Source organism: Streptococcus humanilactis, from assembly GCF_019448275.1.
Taxonomy (GTDB): Bacteria; Bacillota; Bacilli; order Lactobacillales; family Streptococcaceae; genus Streptococcus; species Streptococcus humanilactis.
Genome location: NZ_JAHXBZ010000005.1, coordinates 13,738 through 31,289, shown reverse-complemented (window position 1 = coordinate 31,289; position 17,552 = coordinate 13,738). Strand labels below are relative to the sequence as shown.

The following is a 17,552-nucleotide window of genomic DNA, read 5'->3' as shown; positions in this document are numbered from 1 at the left end:
ATATCAGGAGACACCTTAAACATGTTATCACTACAAGAATTTGTACAAAATCGTTACAATAAAACCATTGCAGAATGTAGCAATGAAGAGCTTTACCTTGCTCTTCTTAACTACAGCAAGCTTGCAAGCAGCCAAAAACCAGTCAACACTGGTAAAAAGAAAGTTTACTATATCTCAGCTGAGTTCTTGATTGGTAAACTCTTGTCAAACAACTTGATCAACCTTGGTCTTTACGACGATGTCAAAAAAGAACTTGCTGCTGCAGGTAAAGACTTGATCGAAGTTGAAGAAGTTGAATTGGAACCATCTCTTGGTAATGGTGGTTTGGGACGTTTGGCTGCCTGCTTTATCGACTCAATTGCGACTCTTGGTTTGAATGGTGACGGTGTTGGTCTTAACTACCACTTTGGTCTTTTCCAACAAGTTCTTAAAAACAACCAACAAGAAACAATTCCAAATGCATGGTTGACAGAGCAAAACTGGTTGGTTCGCTCAAGCCGTAGCTACCAAGTACCATTTGCAGACTTTACTTTGACATCAACTCTTTACGATATTGATGTTACTGGTTATGAAACAGCAACTAAAAACCGCTTGCGTTTGTTTGACTTGGATTCAGTTGATTCTTCTATCATTAAAGATGGCATCAACTTTGACAAGACAGATATCGCTCGCAACTTGACTCTCTTCCTTTACCCAGATGATAGTGACCGTCAAGGTGAATTGCTCCGTATCTTCCAACAATACTTCATGGTTTCAAACGGTGCGCAATTGATCATCGACGAAGCAATCGAAAAAGGAAGCAACTTGCATGACCTTGCTGACTACGCTGTTGTACAAATCAACGACACTCACCCATCAATGGTTATCCCTGAATTGATCCGTCTTTTGACTGCACGTGGTATCGAGCTTGACGAAGCAATCTCAATCGTTCGTAGCATGACTGCCTACACTAACCACACAATCCTTGCTGAAGCCCTTGAAAAATGGCCTCTTGAATTCTTGCAAGAAGTGGTTCCTCACTTGGTACCAATCATTGAAGAATTGGACCGTCGTGTGAAAGCAGAATACAAAGATCCAGCTGTTCAAATTATCGATGAGAGCGGACGTGTTCACATGGCTCACATGGATATCCACTACGGATACAGTGTTAACGGGGTAGCAGCACTTCATACTGAAATCTTGAAAAATTCTGAGTTGAAAGCTTTCTACGACCTTTACCCAGAAAAATTCAACAACAAAACAAACGGTATTACTTTCCGTCGTTGGCTTATGCATGCTAACCCAAGATTGTCTCACTACTTGGATGAGATTCTTGGAGAAGGTTGGCACCATGAAGCAGATGAGCTTGAAAAACTTTTGTCTTATGAAGACAAAGCAGCTGTCAAAGAAAAATTGGAAAGCATCAAGGCTCACAACAAACGTAAATTGGCTCGTCACTTGAAAGAACACCAAGGTGTGGAAATCAATCCAAACTCTATCTTTGACATCCAAATCAAACGTCTTCACGAGTACAAACGCCAACAAATGAACGCTTTGTACGTGATTCACAAATACCTTGACATCAAAGCTGGTAACATCCCTGCTCGTCCAATCACAATCTTATTTGGTGGTAAAGCAGCTCCAGCCTATACAATCGCTCAAGACATCATCCACTTGATCCTTTGCATGTCAGAAGTTATTGCTAACGATCCAGCAGTAGCTCCACACTTGCAAGTAGTTATGGTTGAAAACTATAACGTTACTGCAGCAAGCTTCCTTATCCCAGCATGTGATATCTCAGAACAAATCTCACTTGCTTCTAAAGAAGCTTCAGGTACTGGTAACATGAAATTCATGTTGAACGGAGCTTTGACTCTTGGTACTATGGACGGAGCTAACGTGGAGATCGCTGAGTTGGTTGGTGATGAAAACATCTACATCTTTGGTGAAGATTCAGAAACTGTTATCGACCTTTACGCAAAAGCAGCTTACAAATCAAGCGAATTCTACGCTCGTGAAGCTATCAAACCATTGGTTGACTTCATCGTTAGCGATGCAGTTCTTGCAGCTGGAAACAAAGAGCGCTTGGAACGTCTTTACAATGAATTGATCAACAAAGACTGGTTCATGACTCTTCTTGACTTGGAAGATTACATCAAAGTGAAAGAGCAAATGTTGGCTGACTACGAAGACCGTGACGCATGGTTGGATAAAGTTATCGTTAACATTTCTAAAGCAGGATTCTTCTCATCTGACCGTACAATCGCTCAGTACAACGAAGATATCTGGCACTTGAACTAATACTCTTCGAAAATCAAATTCAAACCACGTCAGCGTTGCCTTGCCGTACTCAAGTACAGCCTGCGGCTAGCTTCCTAGTTTGCTCTTTGATTTTCATTGAGTATAAGATACAAATTCATACTAATACATTTTGTAAAAAAGCGAGTTTCGATTGAAATTCGCTTTTTTAAATGCTGTGGATTTGGGTCAATCTTGTCTTAAAAAGATAGAAATCATAGATACAGTTAAAGCTTAGAAATACTGCTTTTACTCTCTTTCAACCTCATGTTTCTTTGTAGTTGATTACCTCATATTCCTTGTATTCGCTTACACAAAGTATTATAATATGATTGTAGGAAAGAAGGTGTTTTTATGTGGAAAAAATATTTTTCAAAATATAAATGGACGGATTTATTTTGGATTTTATTTATCATTTTGACCTGCCTCTATATAGGTAACCATGATTTGTTTCCTCTCAATCATCAAGAAATCTCTTTTCGTGGTAGCGTTTGGGGTCTGGTACTGGCCTTATTTCACTTGCTATTTATTGATAAGTTTGTTATCTCGAATCGAAAATAAAGTTTAGAGCTATGCTTGACTGTGTACTTTTAAGATTGATTTTTGGGGGAAGATTTTGTCTCTATTATTTATTATTTTAAATTTGTTTATCTTGTACAAAATCTATTCTTTGAGGCAGAAGAAATCGAAATACTTGATTTATACGGCCTATATCATATTTGGGGTAAATGTAATATATGGTATTCAATGGTTATTAAGAGAATTGATTTCAAAGATTTCCGCTTAATGTGTATAGAAATTCCAGTGATTTTTGCATAACAAAACGCATAAGATTAAGGTTTTTGAGTACCTGTTCTTATGCGTTTTCGTAATATTGAAGATTCTCAGTAAGTTTTCTACTTTTGCGAAGTCTAGTTTACAATGTTTTCCCAACCAAAATCTCTGCTTCAATGGTAATCTCTGTCAGTTGGCTCCAGTCAATCTTGCTCTGGTCGACGTGAAAGAGGAGAGGAGTCATACTAAGTAGGGCTTGGAGCTGCTCTGCTGTGATAGTTTTAGTCAGAGAGGCAGTTTGACTAGATAGGATGGTAAAATGTTCCTGGAAATGCTCCTTGATATCTTGATTAGAATAATCCTTGTTTGTCAGCTGGTCTTGTACCTTCTGACGGATTTCCTTGAGGTGATTTTTAGTTGGGATAACCTTTATTAAGATACCGTCTTTGGATAAAACGCGACGAAATTCTCCATAGTTGGCAGGTGAAAAGATATCTAGTAGGATATCCATGCTGGCGTCTTTTATAGGAAGACGAGCCAAGTCGCTAACGAACCAATTGACTGCCCAGTTGGGTTCGCTCTTTGCAGCGATTTGGACGGAATCTTTGGAAATATCAAAGGCATAGAAGGTTTTGTCAGGATGACTTTCTTGGAGTTTGCGAGAGTAGAAGCCCTCGCCACAACCAATATCTAAGACAGTTTTTGCGGATGGATTAGCTGCTAGTAAGTCCGAAATATCTTCTAAAATAGCCTGATAAAATCCAGATTCTAGGATTTGTTGGCGGTTTTGAAAGTTTTCCTTGTCGTAGTTGGCAGATTGCTTGATTTGAGGTGACAGATTGACATAGCCAAATTTAGCCAAGTCAAAAGAATGACGATTGTTGCATTTGAGACTGTTCTCTACCAGAGTCAGATTTTCTTGACAGATAGGACAGGCAAAGACAGTCGCAGAAGCAAAACGCTGAAGTTTAGGTTTGAGATTTGTATTCATAGTTTAAGTGTATCAAAAGAGGCAAATGAAAGCAACTTTAGGATGATTTGTAATAGAATTAAATAGTAGTATAATTACTTTTCAAAGTACAAAAATTAAATTGCTTTTATATCTAAATTGCTATATAATAATAGCTAGGAGGAAATAAGTATGTTAAAAGAAGTATTGACCGTCGCAAAAGTTGCGAAAAAATCATCACTCTTTTTGGGTGGTGTCGCATTTGGTACCCTTGGTTTGAAAATCTTAGCAAGTAAGGAAGCTAAAAAAGGTTATTCTAAAGCTTTGGCTAAGGCTTACAAGTTGAAAGACGAGCTAGATGCATCTGTTTCTGTTGTGAAACAACATGGAGACGATGTCTTGCAAGATGCCAAATATTTGTACGAGCAAGAGAAAAAAGAAGAGCAATTAGATAGCCTTATAGGAGAATAATATGTCTTTTAAAGTGCTACATAGAGGATACCAACATATCCGACTATCATCTTCTTTTTCACTCACCTTGGATATTCAAGACTATCTTCGTTCCTTGGCGAGAGATGAAAAGGGAATTGAGTCTATCCAGTTTTACATGGATCAACAGCACTTTACTCTACGTATAAAAGAAGGCTTTTCTGTATTAGATAATGCAGAAGCCTTTTTAAAAAGAATTGATAAAGGGAAAGTTTCTGAGTTGATGACTCTTCCCATTCGTAGAGAAGAGAGTGCTTATTCTATTGTTTCAGGTGCAGCGATTAAGCGTATACTTTTTCGTAGTTTTGTTCCGTATCCTATTCGCTATATATGGACTTGTTATCAGGCTTTTGGCTATATTAGAGAAGCCTATCAAACACTAGCGCGTAAGGAACTAACGATGGAGGTCTTGGACTGTTCGGCTATTTTATTGTCTTTGTTTATGAACCAATCCAAGACTGCTAGCAACATCATGTTTATGCTTGATTTGGGGAATCATTTAGATCAATGGTCCTTGAAAAAAACTGCAACAGATTTAGAGCAAAGCCTTCTTGCAAAAGAGAGCGACGTATTCTTAGTACAGGGGGATACGGTCGTTAGTATCAAGAGTTCCGATGTTCAAATAGGAGATGTCTTGGTCCTATCTCAAGGAAATGAAATTCTGTTTGATGGACAAGTAGTTTCAGGTTTAGGTATGGTCAACGAAAGTTCCTTGACGGGAGAGAGTTTTCCAGTTGAAAAAAGAGAGTCTGATTTGGTTTGTGCAAACACAGTCTTGGAGACTGGGGAGCTACGCATTCGTGTAACCGATAATCAGATGAACAGTCGTATTTTACAGCTGATTGAGTTGATGAAGAAATCTGAAGAAAACAAGAAAACGAAACAACGCTATTTCATCAAGATGGCGGACAAGGTCGTCAAATATAATTTCTTGGGGGCTGGTCTGACTTACTTATTAACAGGTTCTTTTTCTAAGGCTATTTCATTCCTATTGGTTGATTTCTCCTGCGCTTTGAAAATCTCTACTCCTGTAGCTTATTTAACAGCTATCAAAGAGGGGTTGAACCGTGAAATGGTGATTAAGGATGGAGATGTTCTAGAGAAATATCTGGAAGTTGATACTTTCTTGTTTGATAAGACAGGAACAATCACAACTAGCTATCCTATAGTTGAAAAGGTGTTACCTTTTGGGGACTATAGCGAGGAAGATATTCTCAGAATCAGTGCCTGTCTTGAGGAACACATTTATCATCCTATTGCTAATGCCATTGTCAAGCAAGCTGAGATAGAGGGGATTGAACATGAGGAAATGCATGGGAAACTCCAATATATCGCAAGTAAGGGAATCAAATCCCATATAGATGGCCAACCAGTTGTTATTGGGAATTATGTCTTGATGCAGGATGAGCAGATTCATATTAGTTTGGAACAACATGCTTTGATCGAAGAGTACAAGAATCACTACAATCTTTTATTCTTAGCCTACCAGAATGAATTGATTGGAATGTTCTGCATTCATACTCCTTTGAGAAAAGAAGCTAAGGCAGCCTTGGAGAAACTTAAGGCACAAGGGAAAAAATTGATTCTGGCAACAGGGGATACCTTGGTTAGAACAGAGGAATTAGTCAAAGATTTGCCCTTTGATCAGGTCTATACAGACTTGAAACCTGATGGAAAATTTGAGTTAGTAGAGGAACTGCATAAAGCAGGTCACACTATTTTGATGGTTGGAGATGGATTGAATGACTCAGCTGCTCTAACCCTATCAGATATCGGTGTGGTGATGAATGAGAGTGCAGATATTTCTAAGCAGATGAGTGATATCTTATTGTTAGATAATCGTTTGGATTTCTTCCAAGAGTTGGATTGGCTATCATCATCTTTGCAAACACTCATCAAGAAGAATATTCAAGATACCGTTGTCGTAAATAGTAGTTTGATTGGCTTTGGCTTATTTAATTGGCTCAGTCCTTCAAATCTCTCTATCTTACATAATCTAACAACCTTACGCATAGTCCTGCGTAGCCTGTCTATTAAGGCTAGATAGATGTGGTTATCAACAACAAAAAGGAGTTACCTTTCTCGAGGTTAACTCCTTTTTTATAGGTAAATGTTGAACAGTTTAGTAAGTCAATACAAAATATTTTTTCTTTCCACGACGGATAACAGTCAGTTCGTTTTCTAACTTATCTGCGTCACTCAAGACATAGTCAAGGTCTTGGATGCGGTCACCGTTTACGTAGATAGCTCCATTTTGGACATCTTCACGGGCTTGGCGTTTTGAGTTAACTACACCAGATGAGACGAGCAGTTCCACAATATTGTGGTTTTCGTCTGCTTGTACTTTGTAGTTTGGTACTCCACGAAGTCCTTGTTTGAGTTCTTTAACAGAAAGATTTTTGATGTTTCCTGCAAAGAGTTGCTCAGTGATGTTGAGGGCTTCTTTGTAAGCTTCTTCGCCGTGAACAAGTGTAACGACTTCACGAGCCAAGATTTTTTGAGCCAAGCGTTCGTGTGGAGCTGCTTCAAATTGTTTACGGATGTCTTCAATCTCATCAAGTGACAAGAAAGTAAAGATTTTCAAGAAGCGAACAGCGTCTGCGTCCATAACGTTCATCCAGAATTGGTACATTTCGTATGGAGAAGTCTTTTCAGGATTGAGCCAGACTGCGTTTCCTTCTGATTTACCAAATTTCTTACCAGTTGCATCGGTAATCAGTGGAACAGTGATTACGTGGCCAGTCTTGTCAGCCTTACGACGAAGCAATTCAGTACCAGCTGTCATATTTCCCCACTGGTCAGAACCACCGATTTGTAGCGTTACGTTGTGGTCTTGGCTAAGAACGAAGAAGTCGTACCCTTGCATGATTTGGTAAGCAAACTCAGTGTAGGAAATCCCTGTTTCGATCCGTTTTTTCACAGATTCCTTACTCATCATGTAGTTGACAGTAAAGTATTTTCCGATATCACGGAGGAAATCAATGAAGCTGATGCTGCCAAACCAGTCGTAGTTGTTGACCATGACAGCTTTATTTTCGCCATTTTCAAAGTCAAGAAAACGAGAAAGTTGTCCTTGGATAGACTTGACCCAGCCATCTACTGTGTCTTTTGTTTGGAGACTACGTTCAGCATCTTTGAAGGACGGATCTCCGATGAGACCTGTAGCACCGCCAACGAGCGCATAAGGTTTGTGACCTGCTAGCTGCAAGCGACGACTTGTCAAGATTGCGACAAGGTGGCCTAGGTGAAGGCTGTCAGCAGTTGGATCGTAGCCAGTATAATAAGAAACTTGACCTTCTTCTAGGGCTTTACGCAAAGCTTCTTCATCAGTCGTTTGAAATATCAAACCACGCTCTTTTAGCTCATCAAAAATGTGCATGTGTCTTTTCTCCTTTTTAAAATTATTGTTTCTAACTATTGTATCACAAACTTGGGCAATAGCCTAGCAGAATAGGGAAGAAAGTGGCTATTTTATTGAAAGTTTCCCTTTTGTGGTATAATAGATAGAGTGAGGAAATCCATGCAAAATCAATTAAATGAATTAAAACGAAAAATGCTGGAATTTTTCCAGCAAAAACAAAAAAATAAAAAATCAGATAGGCCGGTCAAGAAAGGTTCAAGTGTCCAAAAATCTAAATCCTTAGAGAAGCCAGCTATTTTTCCAGCTATTTTACTGAGTATAAAAGCCTTATTTAACTTACTCTTTATCCTCGGTTTTCTAGGAGGAATGTTGGGAGCTGGGATTGCTTTGGGGTACGGGGTGGCCTTATTTGACAAGGTTCGGGTGCCTCAGACAGAAGAATTGGTACATCAGGTCAAGGACATCTCTTCTATTTCAGAGATTACCTATGCGGATGGGACGGTGATTGCCTCCATAGAGAGTGATTTGTTGCGCACTTCTATCTCATCTGAGCAAATTTCGGAAAATCTGAAGAAGGCTATCATTGCGACGGAAGATGAACACTTTAAAGAACATAAGGGTGTAGTGCCCAAGGCGGTGATTCGTGCGACCTTGGGGAAATTTGTAGGTTTGGGTTCCTCTAGTGGGGGTTCAACCTTGACCCAGCAACTGATTAAACAGCAGGTGGTTGGGGATGCGCCGACCTTGGCTCGTAAGGCGACAGAGATTGTGGATGCTCTTGCCTTGGAACGCGCCATGAATAAAGACGAGATTTTAACGACCTATCTCAATGTGGCTCCGTTTGGTCGAAATAATAAGGGGCAGAATATTGCAGGAGCTCAGCAGGCAGCCGAGGGGATTTTCGGTGTAGATGCGAGTCAGTTGACGGTTCCTCAAGCAGCATTTTTAGCAGGACTTCCACAGAGTCCCATTACCTATTCCCCCTATGAAAATACTGGAGAGTTGAAGAGTGATGAAGACTTAGAAATTGGCTTGAGACGGGCTAAGGCAGTTCTTTATAGTATGTATCGCACAGGTGCCTTAAGCAAAGACGAGTATTCTCAGTATAAGGATTACGATCTTAAACAGGACTTTCTCCCTTCAGCTACAGTCACAGGTGTGTCCCGCGGCTATTTATACTTTACAGCCTTGGCAGAAGCTCAGGAACGTATGTATGACTATCTAGCTCAGAGAGACAATGTCTCCGCTAAGGAGTTGAAAAATGAGGCAACTCAGAAGTTTTATCGCGACTTGGCGGCCAAGGAGATTGAAAATGGTGGTTATAAGATTACTACTACCATAGACCAGAAAATTCATTCTGCCATGCAAAATGCGGTTGCTGACTATGGTTATCTTTTAGACGACGGAACTGGTCGTGTAGAAGTAGGGAATGTCTTGATGGACAACCAAACAGGTGCTATTCTAGGCTTTGTAGGTGGTCGCAATTATCAAGAAAATCAAAACAATCATGCCTTTGATACCAAACGTTCACCAGCTTCTACTACCAAACCTTTGCTGGCCTACGGTATTGCTATTGACCAGGGCTTGATGGGAAGTGAGACGATTCTGTCTAACTATCCAACAAACTTTGCCAATGGCAACCCAATTATGTATGCTAATAGCAAGGGGACAGGAATGATGACCTTGGGAGAAGCCTTGAACTATTCATGGAATATCCCGGCTTACTGGACCTATCGTATGCTCCGTGAAAAGGGTGTTGATGTCAAGGGTTATATGGAAAAGATGGGCTACGAGATTCCTGAGTACGGTATTGAGAGTCTGCCAATGGGTGGTGGTATTGAGGTCACAGTTGCCCAGCATACCAATGGCTATCAGACTCTAGCAAATAATGGTCTATATCATAAAAAACATGTAATTTCTAAAATTGAAGCAGCAGATGGTAGAGTAGTTTATGAGTATCAGGATAAACCGGTTCAAGTCTATTCAAAAGCTACTGCGACAATTATGCAAGGATTGTTGCGAGAAGTTCTATCCTCTCGTGTGACAACAACCTTCAAGACTAACCTGACTTCTTTAAATCCTACTTTAGCTAATGCAGATTGGATTGGGAAGACTGGGACAACCAACCAAGACGAAAATATGTGGCTCATGCTTTCGACACCTAGATTAACCCTAGGTGGCTGGATTGGGCATGATGATAACCATTCATTGTCACGTAGAGCAGGTTATTCCAATAACTCTAATTACATGGCTCATCTGGTAAATGCGATTCAGCAAGCCTCCCCAAGCATTTGGGGGAACGAGCGCTTCGCTTTAGATCCTAGTGTAGTAAAATCCGAAGTCTTGAAATCAACAGGTCAAAAACCAGGGAAGGTTTCTGTTGAAGGAAAAGAAGTAGAGGTCACAGGTTCGACTGTTACCAGCTATTGGGCTAATAAGGCAGGAGCGCCAACGACCAGTTATCGCTTTGCTATTGGTGGAAGTGATGCGGATTATCAGAATGCTTGGTCTAGCATCGTGGGGAGTCTACCAACTCCATCAAGCTCCAGCAGTTCAAGTAGTAGCTCTAGCGATAGCAATAACTCAAGTGCTACACGACCCTCTTCAAGGACGAGACGATAAGTCCTTTAAACTTTTCTAAATGAAGTGGCTAATCAATGGATTGCCACTTTTTTCTTTTTTCCTTTCGTGTTACAATAAAGGTATGAATCAGTATCAGAAAAAGATTATTAAAGGAACCATTTATTCGCTTCTATCCGGCTTAATATGGGGAATCTGTGGAATTTTAGGAGAATATTTCTTTACTCATTATCAAGTGTCCTCTGGCTGGATTACCTCTATGCGTTTGACACTGGCAGGGAGTCTTGTGCTCATTTGGTCAGCAATGCAATTAAAATCGCAAGTGCTAGATATTTGGCGAGATAAGAAAAATTACCTGCCCTTTTTGGCCTATGCTATTTTGGGGATTTTTTCAGTCCAGTATTTTTTCTACCTCTGCGTAGAATATTCAAATGCAGCGACAGCAACTATTTTACAGTTTATCAGTCCTGTCTTTATCCTCTTTTACAATCGCTTGGTTTATCAAAAACGAGCGTCAAAAAGCGCTATTTTCTATGTTTTGGTTGCTATGCTGGGTGTTTGCTTGATGGCGACAAAGGGAGATCTCTCTCAGTTATCCATGACGCCACTAGCCCTTGTAACAGGTCTGCTGAGTGCCATGGGTGTTATGTTTAATGTTATCTTGCCCCAACCTTTCGCGAAGCGCTATGGTTTTGTACCCACGGTTGGGTGGGGGATGATTTTGGCCGGTTTATTTAGCAATGTCCTCTCGCCGGTTTATCAGCTTTCCTTTACTCTTGATATTTGGAGTATCTTGATTTGCCTCACTATTGCTTTCTTTGGAACGGCTTTTGCTTTTTTTATTTCCATGAAGGCTGTGTCTTTGGTTTCTCCCTTGGTGGTTTCCGTTATCAGTGCCAGTGAACCTCTCTCTTCTGCCCTTTTGAGTGTTTTGTTTTTAGGATTGGTAGTGGATTGGTCCCTTCTTCTAGCTATGGCCTTGATTATTTTGCCCATGATTTTCCTATCGATAGAAGAAGCGAAAGAAAGTAAATAAAAAGTCTTTTCTTAATTCTAAAAGTGTGCTATACTAGAATAGTCAATAAAACACGGGGAGATAGTTGTGAAGAGTGTTTTTAGGTTGTATCGGTAGGGGCTTGCTTTTACCGACAGCACGTTTTATCTCACATCCCTAAAAATCATACCTAAAAACAAACAAAAAGGCTTCAAATTTGAGGTCTTTTTTGGTAGAATAGGTATCATTAAAATGAACTAGGAGGCGCCTATGACTGCCACAAAAATGAACGCTCAAGAAATTATCCAATTTATCGCCAATGCTGAAAAGAAAACCAGTGTTAAAGTAACCTTTGAGGGACAACTCGCAACTGCTGTACCTGGATCTGTTGTTAAACTAGGAAATGTCCTGTTTGGAGACTGGAAGGACGTGGCTCCGCTTCTCGATGGTTTAGTAGAAAATCAAGACTATGTTGTTGAGCAAGATGCTCGTAATTCTGCAGTTCCTTTGCTAGATAAACGTGCTATCAACGCTCGTATCGAGCCAGGTGCTATTATCCGTGATCAGGTTGAAATTGGTGACAATGCTGTTATCATGATGGGAGCAGTTATCAATATCGGTGCTGAAATTGGTACAGGAACCATGATTGACATGGGGGCTATCCTTGGTGGTCGTGCTATCGTTGGGAAAAACAGTCACGTTGGTGCAGGTGCCGTTCTTGCAGGTGTGATTGAGCCAGCTAGCGCAGAACCAGTCCGTGTTGGAGACAATGTTCTTATCGGTGCTAATGCAGTGGTTATTGAAGGAGTTCAAATCGGTAGTGGTTCAGTTGTCGCAGCAGGAGCTATCGTTACCCAAGATGTCCCAGAAAACGTGGTAGTAGCAGGTGTTCCAGCTCGTATTATCAAAGAGATTGATGCCCAAACCCAACAAAAAACAGCGCTAGAGGATGCGCTTCGTACCTTATAATTGTAAAAGTAATAAAGAGGCGGAACCCTTCTTCCAGCCTCTTTCTGCTATATCGGAGGACAGATAGATGTTAGATTTGATTCAGACTAGACGAGATTTGCACCAGATTCCAGAGATTGGCTTGGAGGAGTTCAAGACTCATGCTTATTTGCTAGATGTGATTGAGAAATTGACTGCAGGCAAGGACTTTGTTCAAGTTCGTACTTGGCGGACAGGTATTTTGGTTTACTTGCAGGGAAGTCAGCCAGAGCGTACTATTGGTTGGAGAACAGATATTGATGGTCTGCCGATCATCGAGCAAACAGGCCTTCCTTTCGTCTCTCAGCACCAAGGTCGTATGCATGCTTGTGGCCATGATTTCCACATGACTATTGCTTTGGGCTGTCTTGAGCGAGCCCTTGAGGAGCAACCAAAGAATAATCTGCTCTTTCTGTTTCAGCCTGCTGAAGAAAATGAAGCTGGTGGCATGCTCATGTATGAAGATGGCGCTTTTGGAGACTGGTTGCCAGACCAGTTTTATGGCCTCCATGTTCGGCCAGATTTGAAGGTTGGACAGATTGCGACTAATACTCATACACTCTTTGCAGGAACTTGCGAGGTGAAGATCCGTTTCAAAGGCAAAGGTGGCCACGCAGCTTTTCCACATGAAGCTAATGACGCTTTGGTGGCGGCTAGTTACTTTGTGACCCAGGTGCAGTCAGTGGTTAGCCGAAATGTCAACCCAATCGAGGGAGCAGTAGTGACCTTTGGTCTTTTCCAAGCCGGAACCACCAACAATGTCATCACAGATACAGCCTTTTTGCATGGAACTATTCGGGCCTTGACACAGGACATGAGTCTCTTGGTGCAAAAGCGGGTCAAAACAGTTGCAGAAGGAGTTGCAGCTGCCTTTGATATGGAAGTTGAAGTGGAACTCAAACAAGGTGGTTATCTGCCTGTTGAGAACAATCCAGCCTTGGCGCGTGAACTGATGGATTTCTTTGAAGAAAAAGAGGGAATTGAGTTGATTGATATCGAGCCTGCTATGACAGGTGAGGACTTTGGTTATCTTCTTTCGAAGGTAGATGGCGTTATGTTCTGGCTGGGTATCGATAGTCCCTACGCCCTTCATCATCCTCAGATGAGCCCCAAGGAAGAGGCACTAGCTATTGGGGTTGATGCGGTCTCTAGTTTCCTGAAAAAGAAGGCAGTAGAGTAGAGGGCTTGTCTATGAAAGCAGAATTACGCAAGCAAGTCTTGCAAGAAATGAAGGCGATATCTCAAGAGCAAAAACAGGCTATGGATCAAGCTTTAACGGATCAATTTTTGAAACATCCCTTCTACCAAGAAGCCAAGGTCATCGCAACCTACCTCTCTTTTCCTCATGAGTTTCAAACGCAGGAACTGATTGAGCAGGCGTTGAAGGACGGCAAGAAGGTTCTGATACCCAAAACCTATCCCAAGGGGCGCATGGACTTTGTGGTCTATGATCCACAGCAGTTGGTAAAAACTTCCTTTGGCTTACTGGAACCACAGGGAGATTTGGAAGTGGTGGATGCCTCTCAGATTGATTTGATTCATGTTCCTGGTCTGGCTTTTACGACGGAGGGATATCGGATTGGATACGGTGGAGGTTATTATGACCGCTATCTGAAACATTTTCCTGGTCATACTTTGAGTACGGTTTATCCTTGTCAAATTCAGGACTTTATCCCTGAAAAGCATGATATTCCTGTTCAGGAGGTATTAATTGATGAAGGAAATCTTTGATAGGCGTTACCCTGTGACGAGTTTCTTCCTCTTAGTGACGGCCTTGGTATTTCTACTAATGTTGGTGACTACAGGTGGAAATTTTGACAGGGCGGATACATTATTTCGATTTGGAGCCATGTATGGGCCTGTCATTCGTCTCTTTCCAGAGCAGATTTGGCGTCTCTTCTCTGCCATTTTTGTTCATATTGGGTGGGAGCATTTCATTGTTAATATGCTTTCGCTCTATTATCTTGGTAGGCAAGTAGAGGAGATTTTCGGTTCTAAGCAGTTTTTCTTTCTCTATCTCTTATCAGGAATGATGGGCAATCTATTTGTTTTTGAGTTTAGTCCAAAATCCTTAGCAGCAGGAGCTTCTACTTCTCTCTATGGGCTATTTGCTGCGATTATTGTTCTTCGCTATGCTACGCGTAATCCTTATATCCAGCAGTTGGGCCAATCTTATCTGACACTTTTTGTGATTAATATTATTGGAAGTGTTTTGATTCCCGGCATCAGCCTGGCAGGCCATATCGGAGGAGCAGTTGGTGGTGCATTTCTAGCAGTTATCTTTCCAGTTCGAGGAGAAAGACGGATGTATAATACCATCCAGAGGTTAGGAGCGGTAGTCTTGTTCGTAGGGTTCGCAGTCTTGCTTTTCTACAAGGGAATGGGATGAAAATTTGTGTAATGAAAAAAGATAAGGCATTTTTTGAACCTTATCTTTTTTTGTTTTATACTCAATGAAAATCAAAGAGCAAACTAGGAAGCTAACCGCAGGCTGCTCAAAGCACTGCTTTGAGGTTGTAGATAGAACTGACGAAGTCAGTAACCATACCTACGGCAAGGTGAAGCTAACGTGGTTTGAAGAGATTTTCGAAGAGTATTATTCCTTCTCAGCCAATTCTTTTCCAAGTTGGATGAGGTAATTTTTCAAGGCATCTTTGACTTGTGGGTGCTTGAGGGCGTAGTCAATAGATGTTTTCATAAAGCCAAACTTATCCCCAACGTCGTAACGAGCTCCTGTAAATTCACGGGCAAAAACACGCTGTGTTTTATTGAGCGTATCAATAGCATCAGTAAGTTGGATTTCATTTCCAGCACCAGGAGTTTGATTTTCTAAGATATCAAAAATCTCAGGTGTGAGTAGATAGCGACCGATGATTGCCAAATCACTTGGTGCATCTTCGGGAGCTGGTTTTTCTACGAAAGTTTCAACGCTATAGAGTCCATTACTTCCTTCACCCTGAGGAGCGATAACCCCGTATGATGAAACGTCTTCGTGTGGTACAGGCATGACAGCAATGGTTGATGCGTGTGTCTTTTCGTAATCATTCATCAGTTGTTTTGTCAAAGGAACGGCATTCTCATTTGTGATGTCCATAAGGTCATCACCCAGCATAACAACGAAGGGCTCATTCCCTACAAAAGCTTTGGCTTGTAGGACAGCGTCTCCAAGACCGCGAGGGTGAGTTTGGCGAATGAAATGGAGGCGCATACCAGTTGCTTCATCTACCAATTTTAACAAATCCGTTTTGCCTTTTTCCTTAAGATTGTATTCAAGCTCAAAGTTTGAGTCAAAGTGGTCCTCAATAGAACGTTTTGATTTACCAGTGACAACTAGAATATCTTCAATACCTGATTTAAGAGCTTCTTCTACGATAAATTGGATAGTTGGTTTGTCTACAATTGGCAACATTTCTTTAGCAAGTGCTTTGGTTGCTGGTAAAAATCGAGTTCCAAGTCCAGCGGCAGGGATAACTGCCTTTCTAACTTTTGATGTCATAAGAATCCTTTCTTTAGAGGGTCAAGACCACTCATTTTCTGCTTTAAATTCATTGTTCATGATGTCATAAATGGCATCTTTAATATTGGTTCCGTGGTAAATAACTTGGTAAATGGCCTGTGTAATGGGCATATAGACTCCAAGTTCTTGCGCTAGTTCATAGGCTGCTCGAGTCGTTGAAATTCCTTCGATCACCATGCCCATATTGGCTTCGATATCAGCTAGAGACTCTCCACGACCAAGAGCATCTCCGGCTCTCCAGTTACGAGAGTGGATGGAAGTCCCTGTTACGATCAAATCTCCCACACCAGACAAGCCACTATAGGTCAATGGACTGGCACCAAGTGCTACTCCTAAGCGGGTAATTTCTGCCAAGCCTCGAGCGATGATGGCTGCCTTAGCATTGTCACCAAATCCCAAACCATGTAAGGCTCCAGCACCGACAGCAATAATATTTTTAAGAGCACCAGCAGTTTCAACTCCAATAACATCCGTATTGGTATAAAGTCGGAAGTAGTGATTACTAAAGAGTTCTTGAACGTATTGAGCTGTTTGTAAATCTTTAGAAGCAGCAGTGATTAAAGTTAGGTCACGCACAATGGTCTCTTCCGCATGACTAGGTCCTGAAACAACAACAATATCACTGCGGAGATGTTCAGGAATTTCTTCTTCAAGAATGGTTGATAATCGTTTATGGCTATCAGGTTCTAATCCCTTTGATGCGTGCATGATGATAGCCTTATGATCTAAGGTTTGTGCAACTTGTTGGGCAACAAGTCGTGTCACTTTTGTTGGGACAACAAACAAAATCGCATCTACATCTTTCAGTGCCTCTGATAAGTCGCTGTAGGCAATGATATTTTCATCTAGAACGACATCTTTAAAGTAGTGTTTGTTAGTATGGTGTGTATTAATTTCATTGATTTGCTCGGGAAGATTTCCCCAAATACGTACCTCGTGTCCATTGTCATTTAAGACTTGTGAAAGGGCAGTTCCCCAAGAACCAGGCCCCAAGACGGCGACGGTTTGTTTTTCCATGTTTTCCTCCTTGATAGAGTTCTCTTTTTATTTTATCACATTCTAGGGGATTTTGCACTTGCATTGCTGGGGAGTGGTGGCTTTGTTACTTGAAAAATATATAAAAACCGAGACGAAGGGATAAACTCTTAGTCTCGGTTTTTATATTCGTTATAATATAGTTAGGTTTATTTCAATTGATCTGTAATGTCTTTTGATAGCAACATTCCTAGATGATAAGTTTTATTGATGTAAGCAATGACATCATTGATGTTTTCAGTCGTGTGAATTTTCTCTTTGATGTCAGTCCTAAATGTTTCATCCTTTAAAAGTTGTTCTTGGTAGAGCCTTTGAAGCCGTTCCTTCTCGTACTTATTGAGCAGAAAAAGGAAAACCAAGCTAATCACAACGAGGATATAAGCATATTGGCTCATAAGAAATCTCCCTGTATGATAAAGAAGTAGTAGTGAGTAAATCGATTTAGAGAACCCAAAATAGCAGAACAAGCCAGCAAAACTTGATAAGATTTTTGATAGACTTCTAAACCTAATTACGTATAAGATTTGGTCTTAGTTACTTAGACTGCTTTACAATCAAGTAACTTTAAGATTACGACGTTTTAGGACAT

15 protein-coding genes are annotated in these 17,552 nt (G+C 40.9%); 10 read left to right on the top strand and 5 right to left on the bottom strand.

What is annotated here, in order from left to right; translation table 11 throughout:
- The first annotated feature begins 21 nt into the window (after positions 1-21).
- Together glgP and KV696_RS10070 are read left to right on the top strand one after the other, a co-directional pair.
- Positions 22-2,280 (top strand): glycogen/starch/alpha-glucan family phosphorylase, encoded by a 2,259-nt coding sequence (gene glgP, locus KV696_RS07390; RefSeq protein WP_000950168.1) that lies wholly within the window; start codon positions 22-24, stop codon positions 2,278-2,280.
- A gap of 351 nt (positions 2,281-2,631) precedes the next feature.
- Positions 2,632-2,838, top strand: coding sequence for a hypothetical protein (locus KV696_RS10070; protein ID WP_023943996.1), 207 nt, complete (start codon positions 2,632-2,634; stop codon positions 2,836-2,838).
- Positions 2,839-3,193: 355 nt separating this feature from the next.
- On the opposite strand, the gene KV696_RS07385 is transcribed toward KV696_RS10070, so the two are convergent.
- Entirely contained in the window at positions 3,194-4,042 is an 849-nt protein-coding gene (locus KV696_RS07385) for a putative RNA methyltransferase (RefSeq protein WP_023943994.1), read from the bottom strand.
- Between the two features lie 150 nt (positions 4,043-4,192).
- Between KV696_RS07385 and KV696_RS07380 the strand changes: the two genes are divergently transcribed.
- Together KV696_RS07380 and KV696_RS07375 are read left to right on the top strand one after the other, a co-directional pair.
- Positions 4,193-4,471 (top strand): DUF6110 family protein, encoded by a 279-nt coding sequence (locus KV696_RS07380; RefSeq protein WP_000910909.1) that lies wholly within the window; start codon positions 4,193-4,195, stop codon positions 4,469-4,471.
- A gap of 1 nt (position 4,472) precedes the next feature.
- Positions 4,473-6,536 carry a heavy metal translocating P-type ATPase gene (locus tag KV696_RS07375; RefSeq protein WP_219967267.1) on the top strand — a complete coding sequence of 688 codons (2,064 nt, stop codon included), beginning with the start codon at positions 4,473-4,475 and terminating at the stop codon, positions 6,534-6,536.
- Between the two features lie 75 nt (positions 6,537-6,611).
- On the opposite strand, the gene tyrS is transcribed toward KV696_RS07375, so the two are convergent.
- Positions 6,612-7,868, bottom strand: coding sequence for a tyrosine--tRNA ligase (gene tyrS, locus KV696_RS07370; RefSeq protein ID WP_219967266.1), 1,257 nt, complete (start codon positions 7,866-7,868; stop codon positions 6,612-6,614).
- Positions 7,869-8,009: 141 nt separating this feature from the next.
- Here tyrS and pbp1b point away from each other — a divergent pair, with 141 nt between their 5' ends.
- The 6 genes from pbp1b (at position 8,010) to KV696_RS07340 (ending at position 14,800) form a co-directional block, all read left to right on the top strand.
- A complete protein-coding gene (pbp1b, locus tag KV696_RS07365; RefSeq protein WP_219967265.1) occupies positions 8,010-10,472 on the top strand; it encodes a penicillin-binding protein PBP1B in 2,463 nt (820 codons plus the stop codon).
- An 82-nt stretch (positions 10,473-10,554) separates the two neighbouring features.
- Positions 10,555-11,466: a DMT family transporter gene (locus KV696_RS07360; RefSeq protein WP_004248461.1), complete on the top strand. Its 912-nt coding sequence runs from the start codon at positions 10,555-10,557 to the stop codon at positions 11,464-11,466.
- A 228-nt stretch (positions 11,467-11,694) separates the two neighbouring features.
- On the top strand, positions 11,695-12,393 hold the full coding sequence (gene dapD / locus KV696_RS07355) for a 2,3,4,5-tetrahydropyridine-2,6-dicarboxylate N-acetyltransferase (protein WP_000127456.1): 699 nt from the start codon (positions 11,695-11,697) through the stop codon (positions 12,391-12,393).
- Positions 12,394-12,460: 67 nt separating this feature from the next.
- Positions 12,461-13,591: an N-acetyldiaminopimelate deacetylase gene (locus tag KV696_RS07350; RefSeq protein ID WP_219967264.1), complete on the top strand. Its 1,131-nt coding sequence runs from the start codon at positions 12,461-12,463 to the stop codon at positions 13,589-13,591.
- Positions 13,592-13,602: 11 nt separating this feature from the next.
- Positions 13,603-14,142 (top strand): 5-formyltetrahydrofolate cyclo-ligase, encoded by a 540-nt coding sequence (locus KV696_RS07345; protein ID WP_219967263.1) that lies wholly within the window; start codon positions 13,603-13,605, stop codon positions 14,140-14,142.
- Entirely contained in the window at positions 14,126-14,800 is a 675-nt protein-coding gene (locus tag KV696_RS07340) for a rhomboid family intramembrane serine protease (protein ID WP_219967262.1), read from the top strand. Before KV696_RS07345 ends, KV696_RS07340 begins: the two co-directional genes overlap by 17 nt.
- A 207-nt stretch (positions 14,801-15,007) precedes the next feature.
- Here the strand turns inward: KV696_RS07340 and galU are convergent, their stop codons facing one another.
- The 3 genes from galU to KV696_RS07325 form a co-directional block, all read right to left on the bottom strand.
- Positions 15,008-15,907: a UTP--glucose-1-phosphate uridylyltransferase GalU gene (gene galU / locus KV696_RS07335; protein ID WP_219967261.1), complete on the bottom strand. Its 900-nt coding sequence runs from the start codon at positions 15,905-15,907 to the stop codon at positions 15,008-15,010.
- 21 nt (positions 15,908-15,928) lie between these two features.
- Positions 15,929-16,945, bottom strand: a complete 1,017-nt coding sequence (locus KV696_RS07330) for an NAD(P)H-dependent glycerol-3-phosphate dehydrogenase (protein WP_219967260.1) — start codon at positions 16,943-16,945, stop codon at positions 15,929-15,931.
- Positions 16,946-17,112: 167 nt separating this feature from the next.
- Entirely contained in the window at positions 17,113-17,358 is a 246-nt protein-coding gene (locus KV696_RS07325) for a hypothetical protein (RefSeq protein WP_049532292.1), read from the bottom strand.
- Positions 17,359-17,552: the final 194 nt, after the last annotated feature.

What these genes read in the sequence shown, in the direction of transcription:
- KV696_RS07330 (WP_219967260.1), bottom strand. Translation starts at nt 16,945, where the DNA reads ATGGAAAAACAAACCGTCGCCGTCTTGGGGCCTGGTTCTTGGGGAACT.
- galU (WP_219967261.1), bottom strand. Translation starts at nt 15,907, where the DNA reads ATGACATCAAAAGTTAGAAAGGCAGTTATCCCTGCCGCTGGACTTGGA.
- KV696_RS07360 (WP_004248461.1), top strand. Translation starts at nt 10,555, where the DNA reads ATGAATCAGTATCAGAAAAAGATTATTAAAGGAACCATTTATTCGCTT.
- KV696_RS07375 (WP_219967267.1), top strand. Translation starts at nt 4,473, where the DNA reads ATGTCTTTTAAAGTGCTACATAGAGGATACCAACATATCCGACTATCA.
- pbp1b (WP_219967265.1), top strand. Translation starts at nt 8,010, where the DNA reads ATGCAAAATCAATTAAATGAATTAAAACGAAAAATGCTGGAATTTTTC.
- KV696_RS07325 (WP_049532292.1), bottom strand. Translation starts at nt 17,358, where the DNA reads ATGAGCCAATATGCTTATATCCTCGTTGTGATTAGCTTGGTTTTCCTT.
- KV696_RS07340 (WP_219967262.1), top strand. Translation starts at nt 14,126, where the DNA reads ATGAAGGAAATCTTTGATAGGCGTTACCCTGTGACGAGTTTCTTCCTC.
- KV696_RS07380 (WP_000910909.1), top strand. Translation starts at nt 4,193, where the DNA reads ATGTTAAAAGAAGTATTGACCGTCGCAAAAGTTGCGAAAAAATCATCA.
- KV696_RS07385 (WP_023943994.1), bottom strand. Translation starts at nt 4,042, where the DNA reads ATGAATACAAATCTCAAACCTAAACTTCAGCGTTTTGCTTCTGCGACT.
- KV696_RS07345 (WP_219967263.1), top strand. Translation starts at nt 13,603, where the DNA reads ATGAAAGCAGAATTACGCAAGCAAGTCTTGCAAGAAATGAAGGCGATA.
- KV696_RS07350 (WP_219967264.1), top strand. Translation starts at nt 12,461, where the DNA reads ATGTTAGATTTGATTCAGACTAGACGAGATTTGCACCAGATTCCAGAG.
- dapD (WP_000127456.1), top strand. Translation starts at nt 11,695, where the DNA reads ATGACTGCCACAAAAATGAACGCTCAAGAAATTATCCAATTTATCGCC.
- glgP (WP_000950168.1), top strand. Translation starts at nt 22, where the DNA reads ATGTTATCACTACAAGAATTTGTACAAAATCGTTACAATAAAACCATT.
- KV696_RS10070 (WP_023943996.1), top strand. Translation starts at nt 2,632, where the DNA reads ATGTGGAAAAAATATTTTTCAAAATATAAATGGACGGATTTATTTTGG.
- tyrS (WP_219967266.1), bottom strand. Translation starts at nt 7,868, where the DNA reads ATGCACATTTTTGATGAGCTAAAAGAGCGTGGTTTGATATTTCAAACG.